Origin of the sequence: Streptococcus infantis (assembly GCF_047460875.1) — a bacterium.
In the GTDB taxonomy this organism is placed as follows: Bacteria; Bacillota; Bacilli; order Lactobacillales; family Streptococcaceae; genus Streptococcus; species Streptococcus infantis_AA.
Genome location: NZ_JASHFI010000006.1, coordinates 37,770 through 55,787, shown reverse-complemented (window position 1 = coordinate 55,787; position 18,018 = coordinate 37,770). Strand labels below are relative to the sequence as shown.

At 40.1% G+C, this 18,018-nt stretch carries 15 protein-coding genes; 4 read left to right on the top strand and 11 right to left on the bottom strand.

Features of this window, described 5'->3' with window-relative positions:
• Positions 1-10 precede the first annotated feature (10 nt).
• Positions 11-3,550 (bottom strand): chromosome segregation protein SMC, encoded by a 3,540-nt coding sequence (gene smc, locus QM887_RS05410; protein WP_414270874.1) that lies wholly within the window; start codon positions 3,548-3,550, stop codon positions 11-13.
• Entirely contained in the window at positions 3,541-4,239 is a 699-nt protein-coding gene (gene rnc, locus QM887_RS05405) for a ribonuclease III (protein ID WP_414270873.1), read from the bottom strand. Before rnc ends, smc begins: the two co-directional genes overlap by 10 nt.
• A gap of 153 nt (positions 4,240-4,392) precedes the next feature.
• On the opposite strand from rnc, the gene QM887_RS05400 reads away from it, so the two are divergent.
• The 3 genes from QM887_RS05400 to ffh are packed head-to-tail and all read left to right on the top strand — an operon-like array spanning position 4,393 to position 6,526.
• Complete coding sequence (locus QM887_RS05400) at positions 4,393-4,725, top strand: putative DNA-binding protein (protein WP_414270872.1); 333 nt, start codon at positions 4,393-4,395, stop codon at positions 4,723-4,725.
• A 2-nt stretch (positions 4,726-4,727) separates the two neighbouring features.
• Positions 4,728-4,943 (top strand): 2-oxoglutarate:acceptor oxidoreductase, encoded by a 216-nt coding sequence (locus tag QM887_RS05395; RefSeq protein WP_281335008.1) that lies wholly within the window; start codon positions 4,728-4,730, stop codon positions 4,941-4,943.
• 17 nt (positions 4,944-4,960) lie between these two features.
• A complete protein-coding gene (gene ffh / locus QM887_RS05390) occupies positions 4,961-6,526 on the top strand; it encodes a signal recognition particle protein (protein WP_414270871.1) in 1,566 nt (521 codons plus the stop codon).
• Positions 6,527-6,549: 23 nt separating this feature from the next.
• Here the strand turns inward: ffh and QM887_RS05385 are convergent, their stop codons facing one another.
• The 6 genes from QM887_RS05385 to QM887_RS05360 all read right to left on the bottom strand — a co-directional run bounded on the left by QM887_RS05385 (position 6,550) and on the right by QM887_RS05360 (position 11,630).
• Complete coding sequence (locus QM887_RS05385; RefSeq protein WP_414270870.1) at positions 6,550-7,443, bottom strand: RluA family pseudouridine synthase; 894 nt, start codon at positions 7,441-7,443, stop codon at positions 6,550-6,552.
• Positions 7,433-7,894, bottom strand: a complete 462-nt coding sequence (gene lspA / locus QM887_RS05380; RefSeq protein WP_414270869.1) for a signal peptidase II — start codon at positions 7,892-7,894, stop codon at positions 7,433-7,435. The genes QM887_RS05385 and lspA overlap by 11 nt, the downstream gene beginning before the upstream one ends.
• Positions 7,891-8,799 (bottom strand): LysR family transcriptional regulator, encoded by a 909-nt coding sequence (locus tag QM887_RS05375; protein ID WP_414270868.1) that lies wholly within the window; start codon positions 8,797-8,799, stop codon positions 7,891-7,893. The genes lspA and QM887_RS05375 overlap by 4 nt, the downstream gene beginning before the upstream one ends.
• A 150-nt stretch (positions 8,800-8,949) precedes the next feature.
• Entirely contained in the window at positions 8,950-9,555 is a 606-nt protein-coding gene (sodA, locus tag QM887_RS05370) for a superoxide dismutase SodA (RefSeq protein ID WP_006150800.1), read from the bottom strand.
• Between the two features lie 69 nt (positions 9,556-9,624).
• The gene (gene holA / locus QM887_RS05365; RefSeq protein ID WP_414270867.1) at positions 9,625-10,662 is read right to left on the bottom strand and encodes a DNA polymerase III subunit delta; all 1,038 of its coding nucleotides are present in this window, start codon (positions 10,660-10,662) and stop codon (positions 9,625-9,627) included.
• Positions 10,663-10,694: 32 nt separating this feature from the next.
• The gene (locus tag QM887_RS05360; RefSeq protein WP_414270866.1) at positions 10,695-11,630 is read right to left on the bottom strand and encodes a dihydroorotate oxidase; all 936 of its coding nucleotides are present in this window, start codon (positions 11,628-11,630) and stop codon (positions 10,695-10,697) included.
• Positions 11,631-11,854: 224 nt separating this feature from the next.
• Here QM887_RS05360 and gdhA point away from each other — a divergent pair, with 224 nt between their 5' ends.
• Positions 11,855-13,201 carry an NADP-specific glutamate dehydrogenase gene (gene gdhA / locus QM887_RS05355; RefSeq protein WP_045763342.1) on the top strand — a complete coding sequence of 449 codons (1,347 nt, stop codon included), beginning with the start codon at positions 11,855-11,857 and terminating at the stop codon, positions 13,199-13,201.
• 91 nt (positions 13,202-13,292) lie between these two features.
• On the opposite strand, the gene alaS is transcribed toward gdhA, so the two are convergent.
• From alaS to csm6, 3 genes are all read right to left on the bottom strand, one after another.
• A complete protein-coding gene (gene alaS / locus QM887_RS05350; RefSeq protein ID WP_414270865.1) occupies positions 13,293-15,911 on the bottom strand; it encodes an alanine--tRNA ligase in 2,619 nt (872 codons plus the stop codon).
• A 16-nt stretch (positions 15,912-15,927) separates the two neighbouring features.
• Positions 15,928-16,413 carry an LURP-one-related/scramblase family protein gene (locus QM887_RS05345; RefSeq protein WP_414270864.1) on the bottom strand — a complete coding sequence of 162 codons (486 nt, stop codon included), beginning with the start codon at positions 16,411-16,413 and terminating at the stop codon, positions 15,928-15,930.
• A gap of 303 nt (positions 16,414-16,716) precedes the next feature.
• The gene (csm6, locus tag QM887_RS05340) at positions 16,717-18,003 is read right to left on the bottom strand and encodes a type III-A CRISPR-associated CARF protein Csm6 (protein ID WP_414270863.1); all 1,287 of its coding nucleotides are present in this window, start codon (positions 18,001-18,003) and stop codon (positions 16,717-16,719) included.
• Positions 18,004-18,018 lie beyond the last annotated feature (15 nt).

The following is an 18,018-nucleotide window of genomic DNA, read 5'->3' as shown; positions in this document are numbered from 1 at the left end:
CGAGCACTAACTAAGCATCCATATTCTCTAAATCTTTTAGTTTTACAGAGACAATCTTAGATACACCAGATTCTTGCATGGTCACCCCATAGATGGAGTCTGCTGCTGCCATGGTTCCCTTACGGTGAGTAACGACGATAAACTGGCTATCCTTGTCAAATCGATTGAGATAATCTCCAAAGCGTTTAACGTTGGCCTCGTCAAGTGCTGCCTCAACCTCATCCAGAATTACAAATGGAATAGTCTTAACACGGATGATTGAGAAAAGAAGAGCTAGAGCTGACAAGGCTTTCTCTCCACCACTCATAAGATTGAGAGATTGGATTTTCTTACCTGGTGGTTGCACAGAGATTTCAACACCTGCTGTCAATAAATCTCCCTCGGTTAGGATTAGGTCCGCTTGACCACCACCAAACATCTGCTTAAAGGTTACTTTGAAGGATTCACGAATAGCTTCAAAGGTTGATTCAAATCGTTCCTTCACTTCATCGTTCATCTCTGTAATGGTTTCAAGAAGAAGATTTTTGGCAGAAAGAATGTCATTACGCTGACTGTTTAAGAATTCCAAACGTTCGTGAACTTCGTCAAACTGTTCAATAGCATCCAAGTTAATCGGACCAAGTGAACGAATGGATTTTTCCAAATCCTTAACCTTTTGTTCAGCGATTGCCAAATCTTCTAACGGATTGGCTTTCTCCAAAGCTTCTGTATAGCTAATTTGGTATTCTTCAGTCATCTGACCTTGAAGATAGCGAAGACGATCTGTAATCTTCTCTTTAGTCGCTTCAGCTCGTGTTTGCTTACGAATCCATTCTTCATTTTGCTGGCGCGCTTGATCCAAATGACTGGCAATATCATCCAACTGTCCTTCAATGTCGTCTAGTTCAAACTGCTTTCGAATCAATCCTTGTTGAATTTCTTCCTTCTGACTCTTGGCTTCTGCTTCCTGCTTGGCTAAAAGTTCTGTATCAACTTTTTCAAGATTGTCTACTTTTTCTTGGAGAAGGCGTTCGATTTCTTCTTGATCCATATCAAGGTATTCAAGCTCTTTGTTAATCCGTTCAATATCTCCAACTTCGTAACGTTTTCGCCCTATCATTTCTGTTTTGAGCAGACGTTCTTGAGAAAGTTTATCCTGCAAGCTTTGATAACGTTCTTGAATCGCATTTTTATTGGACTTGATTTCTTCAATCTCAGACTCCAGCTTTTGCTTTTCACTTGCGATGATTGAGAGACGTTCTTGGCATTTTTCTTTTTCAGTTTGCCAATCTCCACCTCTTAGATTGTTTAATTCTTTTTCCTGAAGTTCTAAAAGTGTTTCCAGTTCCTCGACTTGCTGGCTAGTTTGTTGATAAGCAAGATACAAGCCTTGCTCTTCTATACGTGCTTGTTCCCCTTGGAACTTAATGGTCTCCAAAGTTTGAGTGAGGGCAGTCAAGGCTTCTTGAACTGATTTCAGATTTTCTTCTTCTTGACGAAGGAGCTTTTCTTCTTGAGCAATCTCTTTTTGCAACTGCTCCAATTCAGGCTTGATGAAAATGCTGTTATTTTGACGATTGGCCCCACCAGCATAAGAACCACCTGTTCGTAGCTCTGTTCCATCTAGTGTTACCATCCGAACTTGATAACGCACCTTGCGAGCTGCATCACGCGCATGCTCGATTGTATCAAAGATAGCTGTCGTAGCTAGCAGGTTTTTAAAGATAGCTTCAAGCTTGGTATCAAAGGTAACCAGTTCATCTGCCATACCAAGAAAACCTGGACTTGAGGCAATCACATCTTGATTCTGACCAGAAATGCTCCGAGCTTTGATGGTTGTCAGAGGCAGGAAGGTAGCGCGACCAGCTCGATTTCGCTTAAGGAAATCAATAGCTTTAGTCGCAGCCTGTTCATCTTCAACGATGATATGTTGGCTACTTGCCCCGAGGGCAATTTCAAGAGCTGTTTGATAACGAACATCAAAAGTTAAATGTTCACTGACCGCTCCGACAATACCGCCTAGGCGATTTTTTTCTTGTAGAACACTCTTAACACCCGCATAGAAACTACTATGGTTTTTAAGAATATTTTCCAGACTTTGCGCCTTGGCCTGCTTGTTTTTCAGACTATCCAAACGGTCAAAAAGTTGATTTTGCTGACTTTGATAAGCCTGCTTTTGTTCTTCTTCCTGTTTAGCATGCGTCTGATAGTCAGCAAGCAAGGTCTGTACTTTTTCTTTTGCTGATTTTAGATCAGCCTCTTGTTCACTTGCCTTTGACTTGGCAGAAGCTAATTGTTCCTTCAAGGACTCCAATTGTTCTTCTTGCTTTTGAGTCTGTTGGCGACTATTTTCAAGATCATTTTCAATCCGTGTCAACTGGTTAGAGACATCCGCTTCTTCCTGTAAGAAAGCTACGAAACGCTCACGCAGTTGCTCAATCATCTGATCAGGATCATCAGAAAAAGCTAACAACTCAGCTTCTAAACGATTGAGTTCCTTAGTATTGACAGCTAGATTTGCTTCTAACTGACTGAGATTTGCTTCTTTTTCTTCCTTCTCTTGAATGAGAGCATTTCTCTTTTCATCCAAACTAGCTAAACGAGCTTGAGCTTCTTGTTGATTGAGAGCAACCTGCTCTGTCTCCAGTTTAGACAAGGCCAATTTACGTTCCAAATCACTGATTAGAGCAGTCAAATCCATCAAACTAGTTTGATCTTTAGCCATCTCTGCTTGTAAATCTTGTCTCTGCTTCTTGAGAGATTGATTTTCAAGTTCTAGTGACTCGCGTTTTTGATAATAACTAGTCAACAGTTCTTGGACTTGGTTTAATTCTTCTTCTGTTAGATCCAATTCAGCCTTATTGGCTTGAATTTGTGCAACTAAAACATCTAAGTAGATGGCTTTACGTTGATCGTCCAAGTCCATAAATTTACGGGCTGTTGCTGCTTGCTTTTCTAATGGTTTGATTTGATTGTCTAACTCATAGATGATATCTTCCAAGCGGTCTAAATTGTCTTGAGTTTGTTGCAGTTTACTTTCTGTCTCTTTGCGACGAGTTTTATATTTTAAAACTCCGGCAGCCTCTTCAAAGATTGCGCGACGTTCCTCAGGTTTGGAGTTAAAGATTTCTTCGACCTTCCCTTGGGAAATGATGGAAAAGGAATCACGTCCAAGACCAGTATCTAAGAAGAGGTCATGGATATCACGAAGACGAACCTTTTTCCCATCAATCTTGTATTCACTATCTCCGCTCCGATAGATGTGACGCTCCACCTTGATTTCCTGGCCTGCATCCTTGATGAAACCGTCTTGGTTATCTAGAGTAACAGTAACAGAAGCGTAGTTTAGAGGTTTCCGACTTTCTGTACCTGCAAAGATAACATCAGGCATCTTCCCACCACGAAGACTTTTGACACTAGATTCCCCAAGAGCCCAGCGGAGGCTTTCAGTAATATTTGATTTCCCAGAGCCATTTGGTCCTACAACCGCCGTCACCCCTTGATCAAAAAGAACTTTGGTCTTATCAGCAAAGGACTTAAACCCTTGGATTTCAATTTCTTTTAAATACATGAATCCAGCCCTTTCTCAACTGCATTTTTAGCGGCTTCTTGTTCGGCCAATTTTTTTGATCGTCCTTGACCCCTACCTAAACTTTGACCCTCGACTAGGACTTCAACCTCAAACATCTTATCATGGGCAGGACCATTTTCCGAAATCACCTGATAACGAATATCAACATCACCATTGACTTGGAGTAATTCTTGAAGGTGGGTCTTGTAGTCTTTAATCATCTCAAAATCACCAGCCTCAACTTTTGGAATCATGACCTGGTAGATAAACTCTTTTACCGTAAGTAAATCCTTATCTAAAATCAAGGCACCCAAAAAGGCTTCGAAAGCATCTCCCAAGATGGTATCTCGATTACGGCCTCCAGATTTTTCCTCTCCCTTTCCTAGCTTGATAAATTGGTCAAACTGGCAGTCACGGGCAAAACCAGCCAAACTCTCTTCACGTACAATCATGGCACGGAGTTTAGACAGGTCACCTTCTGGTTTTATAGGATATTTTTGGTACAGATATTCTGAAATCAATAATTGCAGAACAGCGTCTCCTAAAAATTCCAAGCGTTCATTGTGTGAAATTTTTAAGAGGCGGTGCTCATTGGCGTAACTAGTGTGAGTAAAAGCTGTTTCAAGTAACTGTTTATCTGAAAAAACAAGCCCAAAACGTTGCTCTAACACGGTTTCTAATTCTTTCATAAGAACCTCTTTCTAAAACATTATAATACACTCCATTATACCAAAAAATAGAATCATAGTCAGAAAATAACAGTTAAAAGTCCTTTTTCTGACTTGTGTTTAAAATCAATCCATTACTAGCAGTTCAAGCTATTTTTTGGTATAATAAATCTTATGGAAATTGAAAAAACCAATCGAATGAATGCTCTGTTTGAATTTTATGCAGCCCTTTTGACTGATAAGCAGATGAACTATATCGAACTCTACTATGCAGACGACTATAGTTTAGCTGAAATCGCTGAAGAATTCGGTGTCAGTCGCCAGGCCGTTTATGATAATATCAAACGAACTGAAAAGATTCTGGAAGACTATGAGATGAAGCTCCATATGTACTCTGACTACATTGTTCGCAGTCAAATTTTTGATCAGATTTTGGAGCGTTATCCAGAGGATGATTTTCTGCAAGAGCAAATTGAGATTTTGACCAGTATTGATAATAGGGAGTAATCATGGAAAATCTTGTTGTCTATAAAGGAATACCTTGCAAACTGTTAACTGCAGAGGAACCATTTCCTACAAGACTACAGATTATCTCGCCCAATGATATCTCCAAAGCTATGCAAATAGGTTTTAGCTGTTGGGGTTATCCAAATGAAATCATGAAAGAAGTCACACCCGAAGAACTAGAGTGTTTGCAACATTTCGGACGATTTCCACTGAATTGAAAAAATAGGAGAAAATAATGGCATTTGAAAATTTAACAGAACGTTTGCAGAACGTCTTTAAAAACCTACGTAAAAAAGGAAAAATTACAGAGAGCGACATCCAAGAAGCAACCAAGGAAATTCGTTTGGCACTTTTAGAAGCCGACGTTGCTTTACCAGTTGTCAAGGACTTTATCAAGAAGGTTCGTGAACGTGCCGTCGGACATGAAGTGATTGATACCCTCAATCCAGCCCAACAAATCATCAAGATTGTCAATGAAGAATTGACAGAAGTCCTTGGTTCAGACACAGCTGAGATTATCAAGTCGCCAAAAATCCCAACCATTATCATGATGGTCGGTTTGCAGGGGGCTGGTAAAACAACTTTTGCAGGTAAACTTGCTAACAAACTTAAAAAGGAAGAGGATGCTCGTCCTTTGATGATTGCGGCCGATATCTATCGTCCTGCTGCTATCGACCAATTGAAAACACTTGGACAACAGATTGACGTACCTGTATTTGCTCTTGGTACTGAAGTTCCTGCAGTGGAGATTGTTCGCCAAGGTTTGGAGCAAGCAAAAGCTAACCATAACGACTATGTTTTGATCGATACGGCAGGTCGTTTGCAAATTGATGAACTTCTCATGAATGAGCTCCGTGACGTTAAAGCACTTGCTCAACCAAATGAGATTCTCTTGGTCATCGATGCCATGATCGGTCAGGAAGCTGCAAACGTTGCGCGTGAATTTAACGCTCAACTAGAGGTCACTGGCGTCATCCTTACAAAGATTGATGGTGATACTCGTGGTGGTGCGGCCCTTTCTGTTCGTCACATCACTGGAAAACCAATCAAGTTCACTGGTACTGGTGAAAAGATTACCGACATTGAAACCTTCCACCCAGACCGCATGGCCAGCCGTATTCTCGGTATGGGAGATATGCTGACTCTGATTGAGAAAGCTTCCCAAGAGTATGATGAGCAAAAAGCCCTTGAAATGGCTGAAAAGATGCGAGAAAATACCTTTGATTTCAACGATTTCATCGATCAGTTGGATCAGGTGCAAAATATGGGGCCAATGGAAGATTTGCTCAAGATGATTCCTGGTATGGCCAACAATCCTGCCCTTCAAAATATGAAGGTGGATGAAAAACAAATCGCTCGCAAACGTGCCATCGTCTCATCTATGACTCCAGAAGAACGTGAAAATCCAGATTTGTTGACTCCAAGTCGCCGTCGCCGTATCGCAGCTGGTTCTGGGAATACCTTTATCGAAGTCAACAAGTTCATCAAGGACTTCAACCAAGCTAAACAACTCATGCAAGGTGTCATGTCTGGTGACATGAACAAGATGATGAAGCAGATGGGCATCAACCCTAACAACCTTCCTAAAAATATGCCTGGGGGTATGGATATGTCTGCCCTTGAAGGTATGATGGGACAAGGTGGTATGCCTGACCTTTCAGCTCTTGGTGGATCAGGAATGCCAGATATGAGTCAGATGTTCGGTGGAGGTCTCAAGGGTAAAATCGGTGAATTTGCTATGAAGCAATCCATGAAACGCATGGCCAACAAAATGAAAAAAGCCAAGAAAAAACGCAAATAAAAGGGACTCGCTTGAGTCCTTTTTTATTGTTCTTTTCTAAGTTTCTCCAAAGTCTCTTTAAAGATAGCTGGAATATCAGAAGTAAATTCCATGGTTTCACCTGTTCTTGGGTGGGTAAATCCAAGAGTTTTGGCATGGAGAAATTGCCCATGTCCTTTTAGGGTTTTACGGGGACCATATATCTCATCACCAGCGACAGGATGACCGATATAAGCCATATGTACACGGATTTGGTGAGTACGTCCTGTTTCCAGTTGCAATTCCAGCAAAGTATAATCACCAAAGCGTTCCAAGACTTGGAAACGTGTCACTGCTGGTTTTCCTTTAGCGGTAACAGCTTGTTTCTTACGGTCTTTTTCACTTCGACCAATCGGCGCCTCAATGACACCTCGGTCATTTGGGAGATTACCGTGAACGATGGCCCAATACTTACGAAGAGATTTCTTGTCCTTCAATTCTTGAGCAAGTGCTAAATGAGCATCATCGTTTTTAGCAATCATCAAGAGTCCAGATGTATCTTTATCAATACGATGGACAATCCCTGGACGCAACACACCATTGATTCCAGAGAGATCCTTGATATGATACATAAGGGCATTAACCAAGGTACCACTGGTATGACCAGCACTTGGATGAACAACCATTCCTTGAGGTTTATTGACCACTGCTACATCCTCATCTTGATAAATGATTTCTAAAGGAATATCTTCAGCTACATACTCCAAAACCTCTGGTTCGGGAATTTGATAAGTGATCATATCCCCCTCTTGGACCGTATACTTGGCTTTCTTGACCTGGCCGTTGACCAAGACTTGACCAGACTTGATTTGTTCATTGGCGAGACTACGGGACAATTCTGTCAAATCTGACAAAGCCTTGTCTAAGCGTAGTCCGCCTCTTTCAATTTTAATTTCCATTTATTTCCTCTTTTAGCATTGCAATCAATAAAATAATCACTCCAACAGTCAGATAGCTATCTGCCACATTGAAAATTGCAAAATTGATAAAGTCAAGGTGGAACATATCCACAACAAAGCCCTGACTGATTCTGTCAATAAAGTTTCCAAGACCACCTGCGATAATCAAGGTCAAACCCAAGACCATCCAGAATGAGTCCTCCATGTGTTTATGTAAATACCAAATGGCACCTACCACGACAACCAGAGTAATGACAGCGAATAACAACTGCTGATCTTGTAAGATAGAAAAGGCTGCCCCTCGATTTTGCAGGTAGGTCAAGCTAACGAAATTGGGAATCCATGATTTGATTTCACCAAGAGCAATATTCTGAACGACATAAGATTTTACCAATTGGTCTAACACTATTAAGATTGCTATGACTCCTGCTACTATTCCTCTTTTTTTCATGCTTTCCTCTTCTGATCAAAATACTCTTGCATAACCTCTACAAATAAAGTCCCTGCCTGGCTCAAGTCTACTTCCTCACGCTTGACATAAACCATGCGATTATTGAGATTATCATTTAGCGGAATAACGGTAATTCCGTTCACACTATCGCTATCTAAGAATCCAGATCCAGTCGCATAAGCATCTGTTCTTTCAAGAATCCCATTCAAGGTAGCTCGGTCAGTTACATTGAACATTTGAGAACTTGCACTTGTATCCACAAAATTTTCAGAGTAGTAGAGATATTCATCTTTTTCTTGGGTAAAACGAACTGTTGGTAAATCTACTAAATCATCCATGACTAGTTCTTTTTTCTTGGCTAGGGGATGACCTTCTCGCAAATAGATGTGGGTTTGAAAAGGAATTAGCTCAATCACTTCAAGACCTAATTTTTCAATTCGTTGCATAACGCCTTTTTGGTTTTGATTGTTGAGGTAGATAATCCCAATCTCACTATGGCCTTGAGCAACTTCATCCAAAATCTGAACAGTCGTTGATTCAAAAATACGAAAGTTTTTATAATCTGGATACTGCTTTGAGAATGCTGTGATCGTCGGTGGTAAAAAGTCATAGTGCTGACTAGCTATTGAGAATTCGTCCTTTTCTTCTTCAGGGTTGGCATACTGATTTTGAAAAATATCAAAACCTTTGACCAACTCTTGGGCCTTTTCATAAAATTCCATACCTCGACGTGTCAGGAAAGTTCCAGAACTGGTTCTGCGGAAAATCTTGAACCCTAGCTCTTTTTCCAAGTCTCTTACAGAGATAGACAAGCTGGGTTGACTAACATACATCTTCTCAGCCGCTTCACGAAAAGTACCACTATTAGCAATAGCTACAACATAGCGTAATTGTTGAATATTCATGACTTCTCCTTCGTTTTCTATCCTATCATTATACCATAAATCAAAGCTATCCAACAAAGGAAAATCATGAGTCGCAGACAACTTAGCAAAGCAAATAAAAAACACCCTTCAGATTAGACTAAGGTCTAAACAAAGGTGTTATGTTCAATATTATTTAGCTGCCGCGTAAAGCTCGTCTACTTTATTCCAGTTGATAACTGAGAAGAAAGCTTTGATGTAGTCAGGACGAACGTTACGGTATTTCACGTAGTAAGCATGTTCCCAAACGTCCAAGCCCAAGATTGGTTTTTTACCTTCTGAGATTGGTGTGTCTTGGTTTGCTGTTGAAGTTACTTCAAGTTTACCTTCTTTATTAACAACCAACCATGCCCATCCAGAACCAAAACGAGTTGTTGCAGCTGCAGTGAAGGCTGCTTGGAATTCTTCGAATGAACCGAAAGTTTCATCGATTGCTGCTGCAAGTTCTGCTGAAGGAGCTGTTTTTTCAGGAGTCATCAATTCCCAGAAAAGAGCGTGGTTCAAGTGTCCACCACCGTTGTTGATAAGCGCTTGACGGATATCAGCTGGGATAGATTCTACATCAGCAAGCAAAGCTTCAAGGTCTTCACCGATTTCAGGGTGTTTTTCAAGAGCTGCATTTGCATTGTTAACGTAAGTTTGGTGGTGTTTGTCATGGTGCAAGTGCATTGTTTCAGCATCAATGTATGGTTCCAATGCATCGTAAGCGTATGGAAGATCTGGTAAGATAATAGCCATCTGTAATACCTCTTTTTCTTTCTATATAAAGATGATAACGCAATCATCCTATTTTTTCAAGTTATTTGCTCAATTTGACTGGCTAGCAATCTGCAACAAAGCCTTCTCAAACAGGTAGCCTTTCTCATAAACTCCTGTCTTAATTTGGTAATCAGCTTGGATGAGATGACGAATAGAATTCTGGAGAAAATCAAGGGATAGTCTTCGAGAATCACGAAGGGCAAATTTGATTTGGTAGGGATTAGGATTGCGACCAAGATAGTGACCTAAACTGCTAACCATCTGGGACTCTGTCTGACCAGACTCTTGCAAAATTTTCACTTGTGTATAGAGTCTGAACTGCCCCAACATAATGGCAATCAGTTTAATCTCATCTTCTCCCTGCAAAGTCAAATCTTTTACTAAATCACGTGCCTGATCAATCTTCTTAGTCAATATTAACTGAGTTAAATCAAAGATATTATCCTGCAAAGTCTTTGGTATGGCTTCAACAATGTCTTCTTCGGTAATCCGGTCATCATCCTTATAAGACTGTAAGAAGAGGAGATTTTTCTGAATTTCACTGAATTGAAAACCTGATTTGATAAGTAACTGTTCAAAGGATTTTCCATCAAAAGTTAGTCCTTGTTCTTGAGCCCACTTTTGAAAATAAGCACGTATCTCTTGCTCTTTTGGTTCAAGAGCTTCAAAAATCTTGGCATCCCTCTTGAGTAATTTGACTAAACGTCTCTTACTATCCAGCTTCCCTTCAGCAAAAATAACTAATTTACTCGTCGGAGATGGATTTTCCAAATATTCTTCAAAAGCCTTAAGCTCATCATCAGATAGATAGCGTTTTTTAGCTGTCGTTATATCGAGAAAATGATCTAAAATAACAATTTTTTCATCCGCAAAGAAAGGAAGACTGACCAGCTCTAGTTCCAAGCTTTTGTAGTCTACTTCTTTCATATCAAAATAAGCAAAGTTCAAATCAGCAGAATCGTAGCCGATTTGCTTTAGCACCTGAGTTTTCATGACTTCATACTGTCCTTGATCAGCGCCTGTAAACAAGGTCAAACTAGGTAAATTTGATAAAGATAGCTTTTGGCTTTCTTCTATTGCTAGCATCATTTCTCCTTTCTTTTTAGTTTCGCTTTTATTTAATCAATATAATTCAATTTTCCACGGAAATCTTCAAGGCTCTCATATCCTTTTTCCGTCATAATTTCTTTGAGTTCCTTTGTAATGCGTTCAAAAGCACCTACACCTTCTTTATGAAGAGTAGTTCCTACCTGAACCATGCTGGCGCCACATAGGATATGTTCAAAGGCATCACGTCCTGTCAGAACGCCACCTGTTCCGATGACTTGGATTTGAGGATTTAAGCGTTGATAAAAGGCATGGACATTAGCAAGAGCAGTTGGTTTAATGTATTCTCCACCAATTCCACCAAAACCGTTCTTAGGACGAATCACGACAGACTCGTCTTCAATATAAAGACCATTTCCAATAGAGTTAACACAGTTGACAAACTTGAGCGGATATTTGTTAAAGATCGCTGCCGCTTGATCAAAATGAACAATATCAAAATAAGGTGGTAGCTTAATTCCTAGAGGTTTTGTAAAATACTCAAAGACTTCTGACAAGATACGGTCTGTTGTTTCAAAATCATAGGCAATCTGAGGTTTCCCTGGAACATTGGGACATGAGAGATTGAGTTCAGTTAGACCACGAAAATCACTTTCTTGCACCTTCTTCAAAATGGTATGAGTTTCCTCTGGAGACATTCCAACTAATGATAAAAAGAAGGTACGATTTGGTTCCTTTTCTTGCAATTCCAAAAGGTAGTTCAAGTAATAGTCTAAACCATTATTTGGCAGACCCATAGAGTTGATAGAGCCAAGTGGAACATCTTGGTAGCGTGGTTCAGGATTCCCCTGACGAAATTCCAAGGTTGCTGTTTTAGTGACAAAGGTTCCTGCTGCTGAGTTTTTAACACCTTCCAATTCCTCAATGGTCATACAAGCAACTCCTGCCGCATTCATCAAGCAATTATCAAATTCAAAACCAGCAATCTGTGTTTTAGTTGATACCATGATTCTGTTCCTCCAGATTCCTTTTTATGTCTATTATTATACCATACTTTGGCAGGACTCTTTTAATAAAACTAATCCTATAAAAAGTTCTTATTCAGCTAATAAAACTAGCTAATCCAAATTGAAAGAATTTTTAGAAAATTTGTGTTTTTTTCTTTACACTGAAAAAATTTTCTGCTATAATGACTCATGTAATAAAATATGACAACAAAAAGGAGAACGATATGACATCTGCTAAAGAATATATCCAAAGCGTGTTTGAAACTGTAAAAGCTCGTAACGGGCATGAGGCTGAATTTCTCCAGGCGGTTGAAGAATTCTTCAGCACTTTGGAGCCTGTCTTTGAAAAACACCCTGAGTATATTGAAGAAAATATCTTGGCACGTATCACTGAGCCAGAGCGCGTAATTTCTTTCCGTGTTCCTTGGGTTGACCGTGATGGAAAAGTTCAAGTTAACCGTGGTTACCGTGTTCAATTCAACTCAGCTGTTGGACCATATAAAGGCGGACTTCGTTTCCACCCAACTGTAAACCAAGGGATCTTGAAATTCCTCGGATTCGAACAAATCTTTAAAAACGTTTTGACTGGACTTCCAATCGGTGGAGGTAAGGGGGGATCAGACTTTGATCCTAAAGGTAAAACTGATGCTGAAGTGATGCGCTTCTGCCAAAGCTTCATGACTGAATTGCAAAAATACATCGGACCATCTCTTGACGTACCTGCTGGTGATATCGGTGTTGGTGGACGTGAGATTGGTTACCTTTACGGACAATACAAACGTCTCAACCAATTTGATGCGGGTGTCTTGACTGGTAAACCTCTTGGATTTGGTGGTAGCTTGATCCGTCCGGAAGCAACTGGTTACGGTTTGGTTTACTACACTGAAGAAATGCTTAAAGCAAACGGCAATAGCTTTGCTGGTAAGAAAGTTGTGATTTCAGGTTCTGGTAACGTAGCTCAATACGCTCTTCAAAAAGCAACTGAACTTGGTGCAACTGTTATCTCTGTATCTGACTCAAATGGTTATGTCATCGATGAAAATGGTATCGACTTCGACCTTCTTACAGACGTTAAAGAAAAACGCCGTGCTCGTTTGACTGAGTACGCTGCAGAAAAACCAACTGCTACTTACTACGAAGGTTCTGTATGGACTTACACTGGAAACTACGATATCGCTCTTCCATGTGCGACTCAAAATGAGATCAATGGTGAAGCTGCGAAACGCTTGGTTGCTCAAGGAGTTATCTGTGTATCTGAAGGAGCTAACATGCCTAGTGACCTTGAAGCTATCAAAGTCTACAAGGAAAATGGAATCCTTTACGGACCTGCTAAAGCTGCCAATGCTGGTGGGGTAGCTGTATCAGCTCTTGAAATGAGCCAAAACAGCCTTCGCCTTTCATGGACACGTGAAGAAGTTGACGGTCGCTTGAAAGACATCATGACTAACATCTTCAACACAGCTAAAACAACTGCAGAAACTTACGGTCTTGGAACTGACTACCTTGCTGGTGCAAACATTGCAGCCTTCGAAAACGTAGCAAACGCTATGATTGCACAAGGGATTGTTTAATTCCTAGTAACTACATAACTCCTCACTCCTGTGAGGAGTTTTTTCTTATACATTGAAAAAGACCTACCCTACTGGATAGATCTTTATTTTCTTACAATTTACCTGCTACTGCATCCAACAATTCTTGAATCTTAGCTTGGTTACTTCCTCCCGCCATGGCCATGTCTGGTTTACCACCACCACGTCCATCGACGATTGGAGCTAATTCTTTGATGACATTACCTGCGTGCACCTCTTTTGTCTTGCTGGCTACAAGGACATTCACCTTGTCACCGATGGCTGCGACAAGAACAAGCACATCCGAATAGTCTTTTTGCTTCCAGTTATCCGCAAAGGTACGAAGGGCACCTGCATCTGATACAGAAACTTGACTAGCAATGTAACGGTGTCCGTTTGCTTCTTGAACATTCTTGAAGACATCGCCAGCTGCCGCTGCTGCTGCTTTTTCCTTCAATTCTGCATTTTCCTTTTGCAATTGACGGAGTTGTTCTTGAAGTCCTTCAACCTTGTGAGGTACTTCTTTGAGTTGAGGAGCTTTCAAGGTTGCTGCTACTGCTTTCAGTGCATCTTCTTGTTCACGATAAGCTTCAAAGGCTTCCTTACCAGTCACTGCCAAGATACGACGAGTTCCTGATCCGATCCCTTCTTCTTTGACAATCTTGAAGAGACCGATTTCAGAAGTGTTACCTACGTGAGTACCACCACAAAGCTCTACTGAGTAGTCACCAATGGTCACAACACGGACTTCCTTACCGTATTTCTCACCAAAGAGGGCCATAGCTCCCATTTCTTTGGCTGTGTCGATGTCTGTCTCAACAGTCTTAACTGCGATGGCTTCCCAGATCTTCTCATTGACTTGTTGCTCAATAGCACGCAATTCTTCTGGAGTTACGGCTTGGAAATGGGTGAAGTCAAAGCGAAGGAATTCTACTTCGTTGAGTGAGCCTGCTTGAGTAGCGTGATGTCCAAGGATATTGTGAAGAGCCGCATGGAGCAAGTGAGTCGCCGTGTGGTTCTTCATGACACGGTGACGACGATTGCTATCGATGGCCAAAGTGTATTCTTGGTTCAAAGCAAGTGGTGCAAGAACTTCAACAGTATGAAGAGCTTGTCCATTCGGTGCTTTTTGAACGTCTGTCACAGTCGCTACTACGTTTCCTTGAGCATCCAAGATTTGACCGTGGTCAGCTACTTGTCCACCCATTTCAGCGTAGAATGGTGTTTCTGCAAAGATAAGAGAGGCATTTCCTTCTGCTACAGCTTCTACTTCAGCATTGTCCGCTACGATAGCCACTAACTTAGAAGACAATTGACTAGCATTGTAGTTGAAGACACTTTCTACAGTGATGTTTTGAAGGGTTTCATTTTGCATCCCCATTGAGCCACCCTTAACAGCTGACGCACGCGCACGTTCTTGTTGTTCCTTCATGGCTGCTTCGAATCCTTCACGGTCTACAGTCATTCCTGCTTCTTCTGCGATTTCTTCTGTCAATTCCACTGGGAATCCGTATGTATCATAGAGTTTAAAGACATCTTGACCAGCAATGACAGATTGTCCTTTTTCTTTCAAGTCTGCTACGATGCCTTGGGCAAAGTGTTGACCTGAGTGAAGAGTACGAGCAAATGACTCTTCTTCACTCTTAACGATTTTCTCAATAAAGTCACGTTTTTCAAGAACTTCTGGGTAGTAGCTTTCCATGATTTTTCCAACAGTTGGAACGAGTTTGTAAAGGAAAGGCTCATTGATACCCAATTTTTGACCATGCATAGAGGCACGACGAAGAAGACGACGGAGGACATAACCACGACCTTCATTTCCAGGAAGGGCACCATCCCCAATCGCGAATGAAAGAGAACGGATATGGTCTGCAATAACCTTGAAGCTCATGTTGTCGCCATCTTGGTCGTAAACCTTACCAGACAACTTCTCAACTTCACGGATGATCGGCATGAAGAGGTCTGTTTCAAAGTTTGTCTTAGCACCTTGGATAACTGCCACCAAACGCTCCAAACCTGCGCCCGTATCAATGTTCTTGTGTGGCAATTCTTTGTACTCGCTACGAGGAACAGCAGGGTCTGCGTTAAATTGTGACAATACGATGTTCCAAATTTCGATATAACGGTCGTTTTCGATATCTTCTGCAAGCAGGCGAAGACCGATGTTTTCTGGGTCAAAGGCTTCTCCACGATCGAAGAAGATTTCTGTATCAGGGCCAGAAGGTCCCGCACCGATTTCCCAGAAGTTGTCTTCAATTGGGATCAAATGACTTGGATCCACTCCCACTTCAATCCAGCGGTTGTAAGAATCTGTATCAGCTGGGTAGTAAGTCATGTATAGTTTTTCAGCTGGGAAGTCAAACCACTCAGGGCTTGTCAAAAGCTCATATGCCCAAGTAATGGCTTCATCACGGAAGTAATCCCCGATTGAGAAGTTCCCCAACATTTCAAACATAGTATGGTGACGAGCAGTCTTACCTACGTTTTCGATATCGTTGGTACGGATGGCTTTTTGAGCATTGGTAATCCGTGGGTTCTCAGGGATAATAGTCCCATCAAAGTATTTTTTAAGAGTCGCAACCCCTGAGTTGATCCACAAAAGTGTTGGGTCATTGACAGGAACCAAGCTTACTGATGGTTCTACAGAGTGGCCTTTACTTGCCCAGAAATCAAGCCACATTTGGCGGACTTGTGCACTAGATAATTGTTTCATATGTATCTCCTTTTTACTAATTTGATTGGCTTTCTAGCATTTCCACATAGTCGATAGCGACACAGAGGGAAATGACTAGGTCAGCATAAGATTCGTCATAGACGGTTACGGTGTAGGTAGAGGTTAAATGGAAAAGTTCCTTAGTAATCTCCGCAATTACTTGATCACGGTCATCCAGAAGTTTAAAGTTTAAATCCCAGATATTTCCCTCAATGCGCAGACCTAGGTTGTCAAATTCATACTTATCTTTGAAAAAAGTCAGTTTCTTTCGAATATAAAAACTTTCACCATTGCTAAGTTGAATTTCAAAGCGCGGTAAAAAGGTTAAGACTTCCTTACTAATCTCACTGACCTGTTCACCAGCAACATCATAGATGGTAAAGGTTTTAGGAATCTTAAAAAATGAACCTTCAACCTGATAGGCAACATTGCCCAACTCATCCTTGATATCAAAACGTTCACCACCTAGGCGAAATTTTTGTTTAACAAGAAATGTTCTCATAAACACCTCCAAAAATAAAAGACAAATCCATATCACGAAGGGCGAAAAACCGCGGTACCACCTTCATTCAATGAACTTGTCATTCTTTGATTCTTATGCAATTGTGTGATTGAGTAGCATGATTTTCTATCTTAGATGGCTCGCAGCACCGCCATTTCTCTGGACTAAGATGGGGAGAAAATCAATTCTCAACTCTAGTATTATATCGTTTTTTTAAGTTTGCGTCAACTGTGAAATTAGCTATGTAAACACACAAACGAGATAAGCTACTTACAATTAAGATATTTTAAACGCACATAATTACTAACGAAGTAGATCTAACATTTCATGATTCAATGTCCGATAACAAGTAAAATAGCTATCATCAATCTCAAATGTATCTTGTAAAATAAAGCGTAAGGTATCTATTGTCTGTTGTAATTTCTTTGAATTGACTAGTTTAATATCAATCTCTGACAAGCCATGTGCCACTTTATTTCTCTCACCATTTAAGCTATTTATTAACTTTATGGACTTAAGTAATTCAGGAGAAACTTGATAATAAGATAGAATATTTTCATAAGACAAGAGATTTAAGGTTGACTGAGGTGAATAGATTCTTTCCTTCTCATCTTTTATACCCTTGGCTTTCTTAAATTCTATGTCAATGAAATCTAAAATAGCTTCAAAATCATTGTATTCTTCATTTAACTTTGGAAAAGTCCCATCATATTTTATCAATTCTGGATAATCTTTCTTTATCTTCTCCTCGATGATAAATTCAACATAAGACTTTGATTTGATTAAGACATCAGCAACCTGCCCTCTTTCTTTCAAAACTTCAATCATTAAAAAGTAATTAAGAGCTTTTTTCTCAACTTCTGTAAGTGAATATCCCTGAATATCTTTTAAAATCGCTTGAGTTTTAAATACTTTTACAAAATCATTTAATATGTCTCTTAAACGAGCTAATTTCTTTTTAGAAAGTAATTTATTGTATTCTTTTCTAGTAACTAATTCTTCTGCAGCAAGATAATCATAAGAAGAGATTAAATTTCTTAAATGGCGCTTGATAAGTGACTGATTAAATTTTTCAGCTTCATCTTTGATTGTACGGTCTTCGAACTCCTTTTGATTATCCTCGTTCTCGTCAAAAAGCTTCTGTTCATCTTCACTTGAAAGTGGTACATACTTCCTATTTGCTGATTTGTTAGGTGTTGCAACCTGTATGGCCTGCGTATTATAATCATTAATTCGATTCAAGGCAAATAAAGCAGAAATAATCTGAGGTGTCCCTGAGGAGAGATTTAAGATTAATTGATGATCTGTTCCTGAGTATTTTTCGATAATCTGTCCCATCACTTCATACATTTTATCAAATAGATAGACTTCATCATTTTTCAATATGATTGATTCAATAACCACTTTAGGATGATAACCCTCTATTGAACATAATGCTTTCTCAACAAGATCTTTTTTTACTAACATTTCTTCACTATAAACCAAAACAATTTGTTCAGGTCTGTATGTTCGAGCAATATGTAATAAAGCTGCATCTCGATTATTGCTTATCGGATCTGTCGTTCCAACTGCTGAAATTAAAATTTCCAAGATATTCTACCTCTC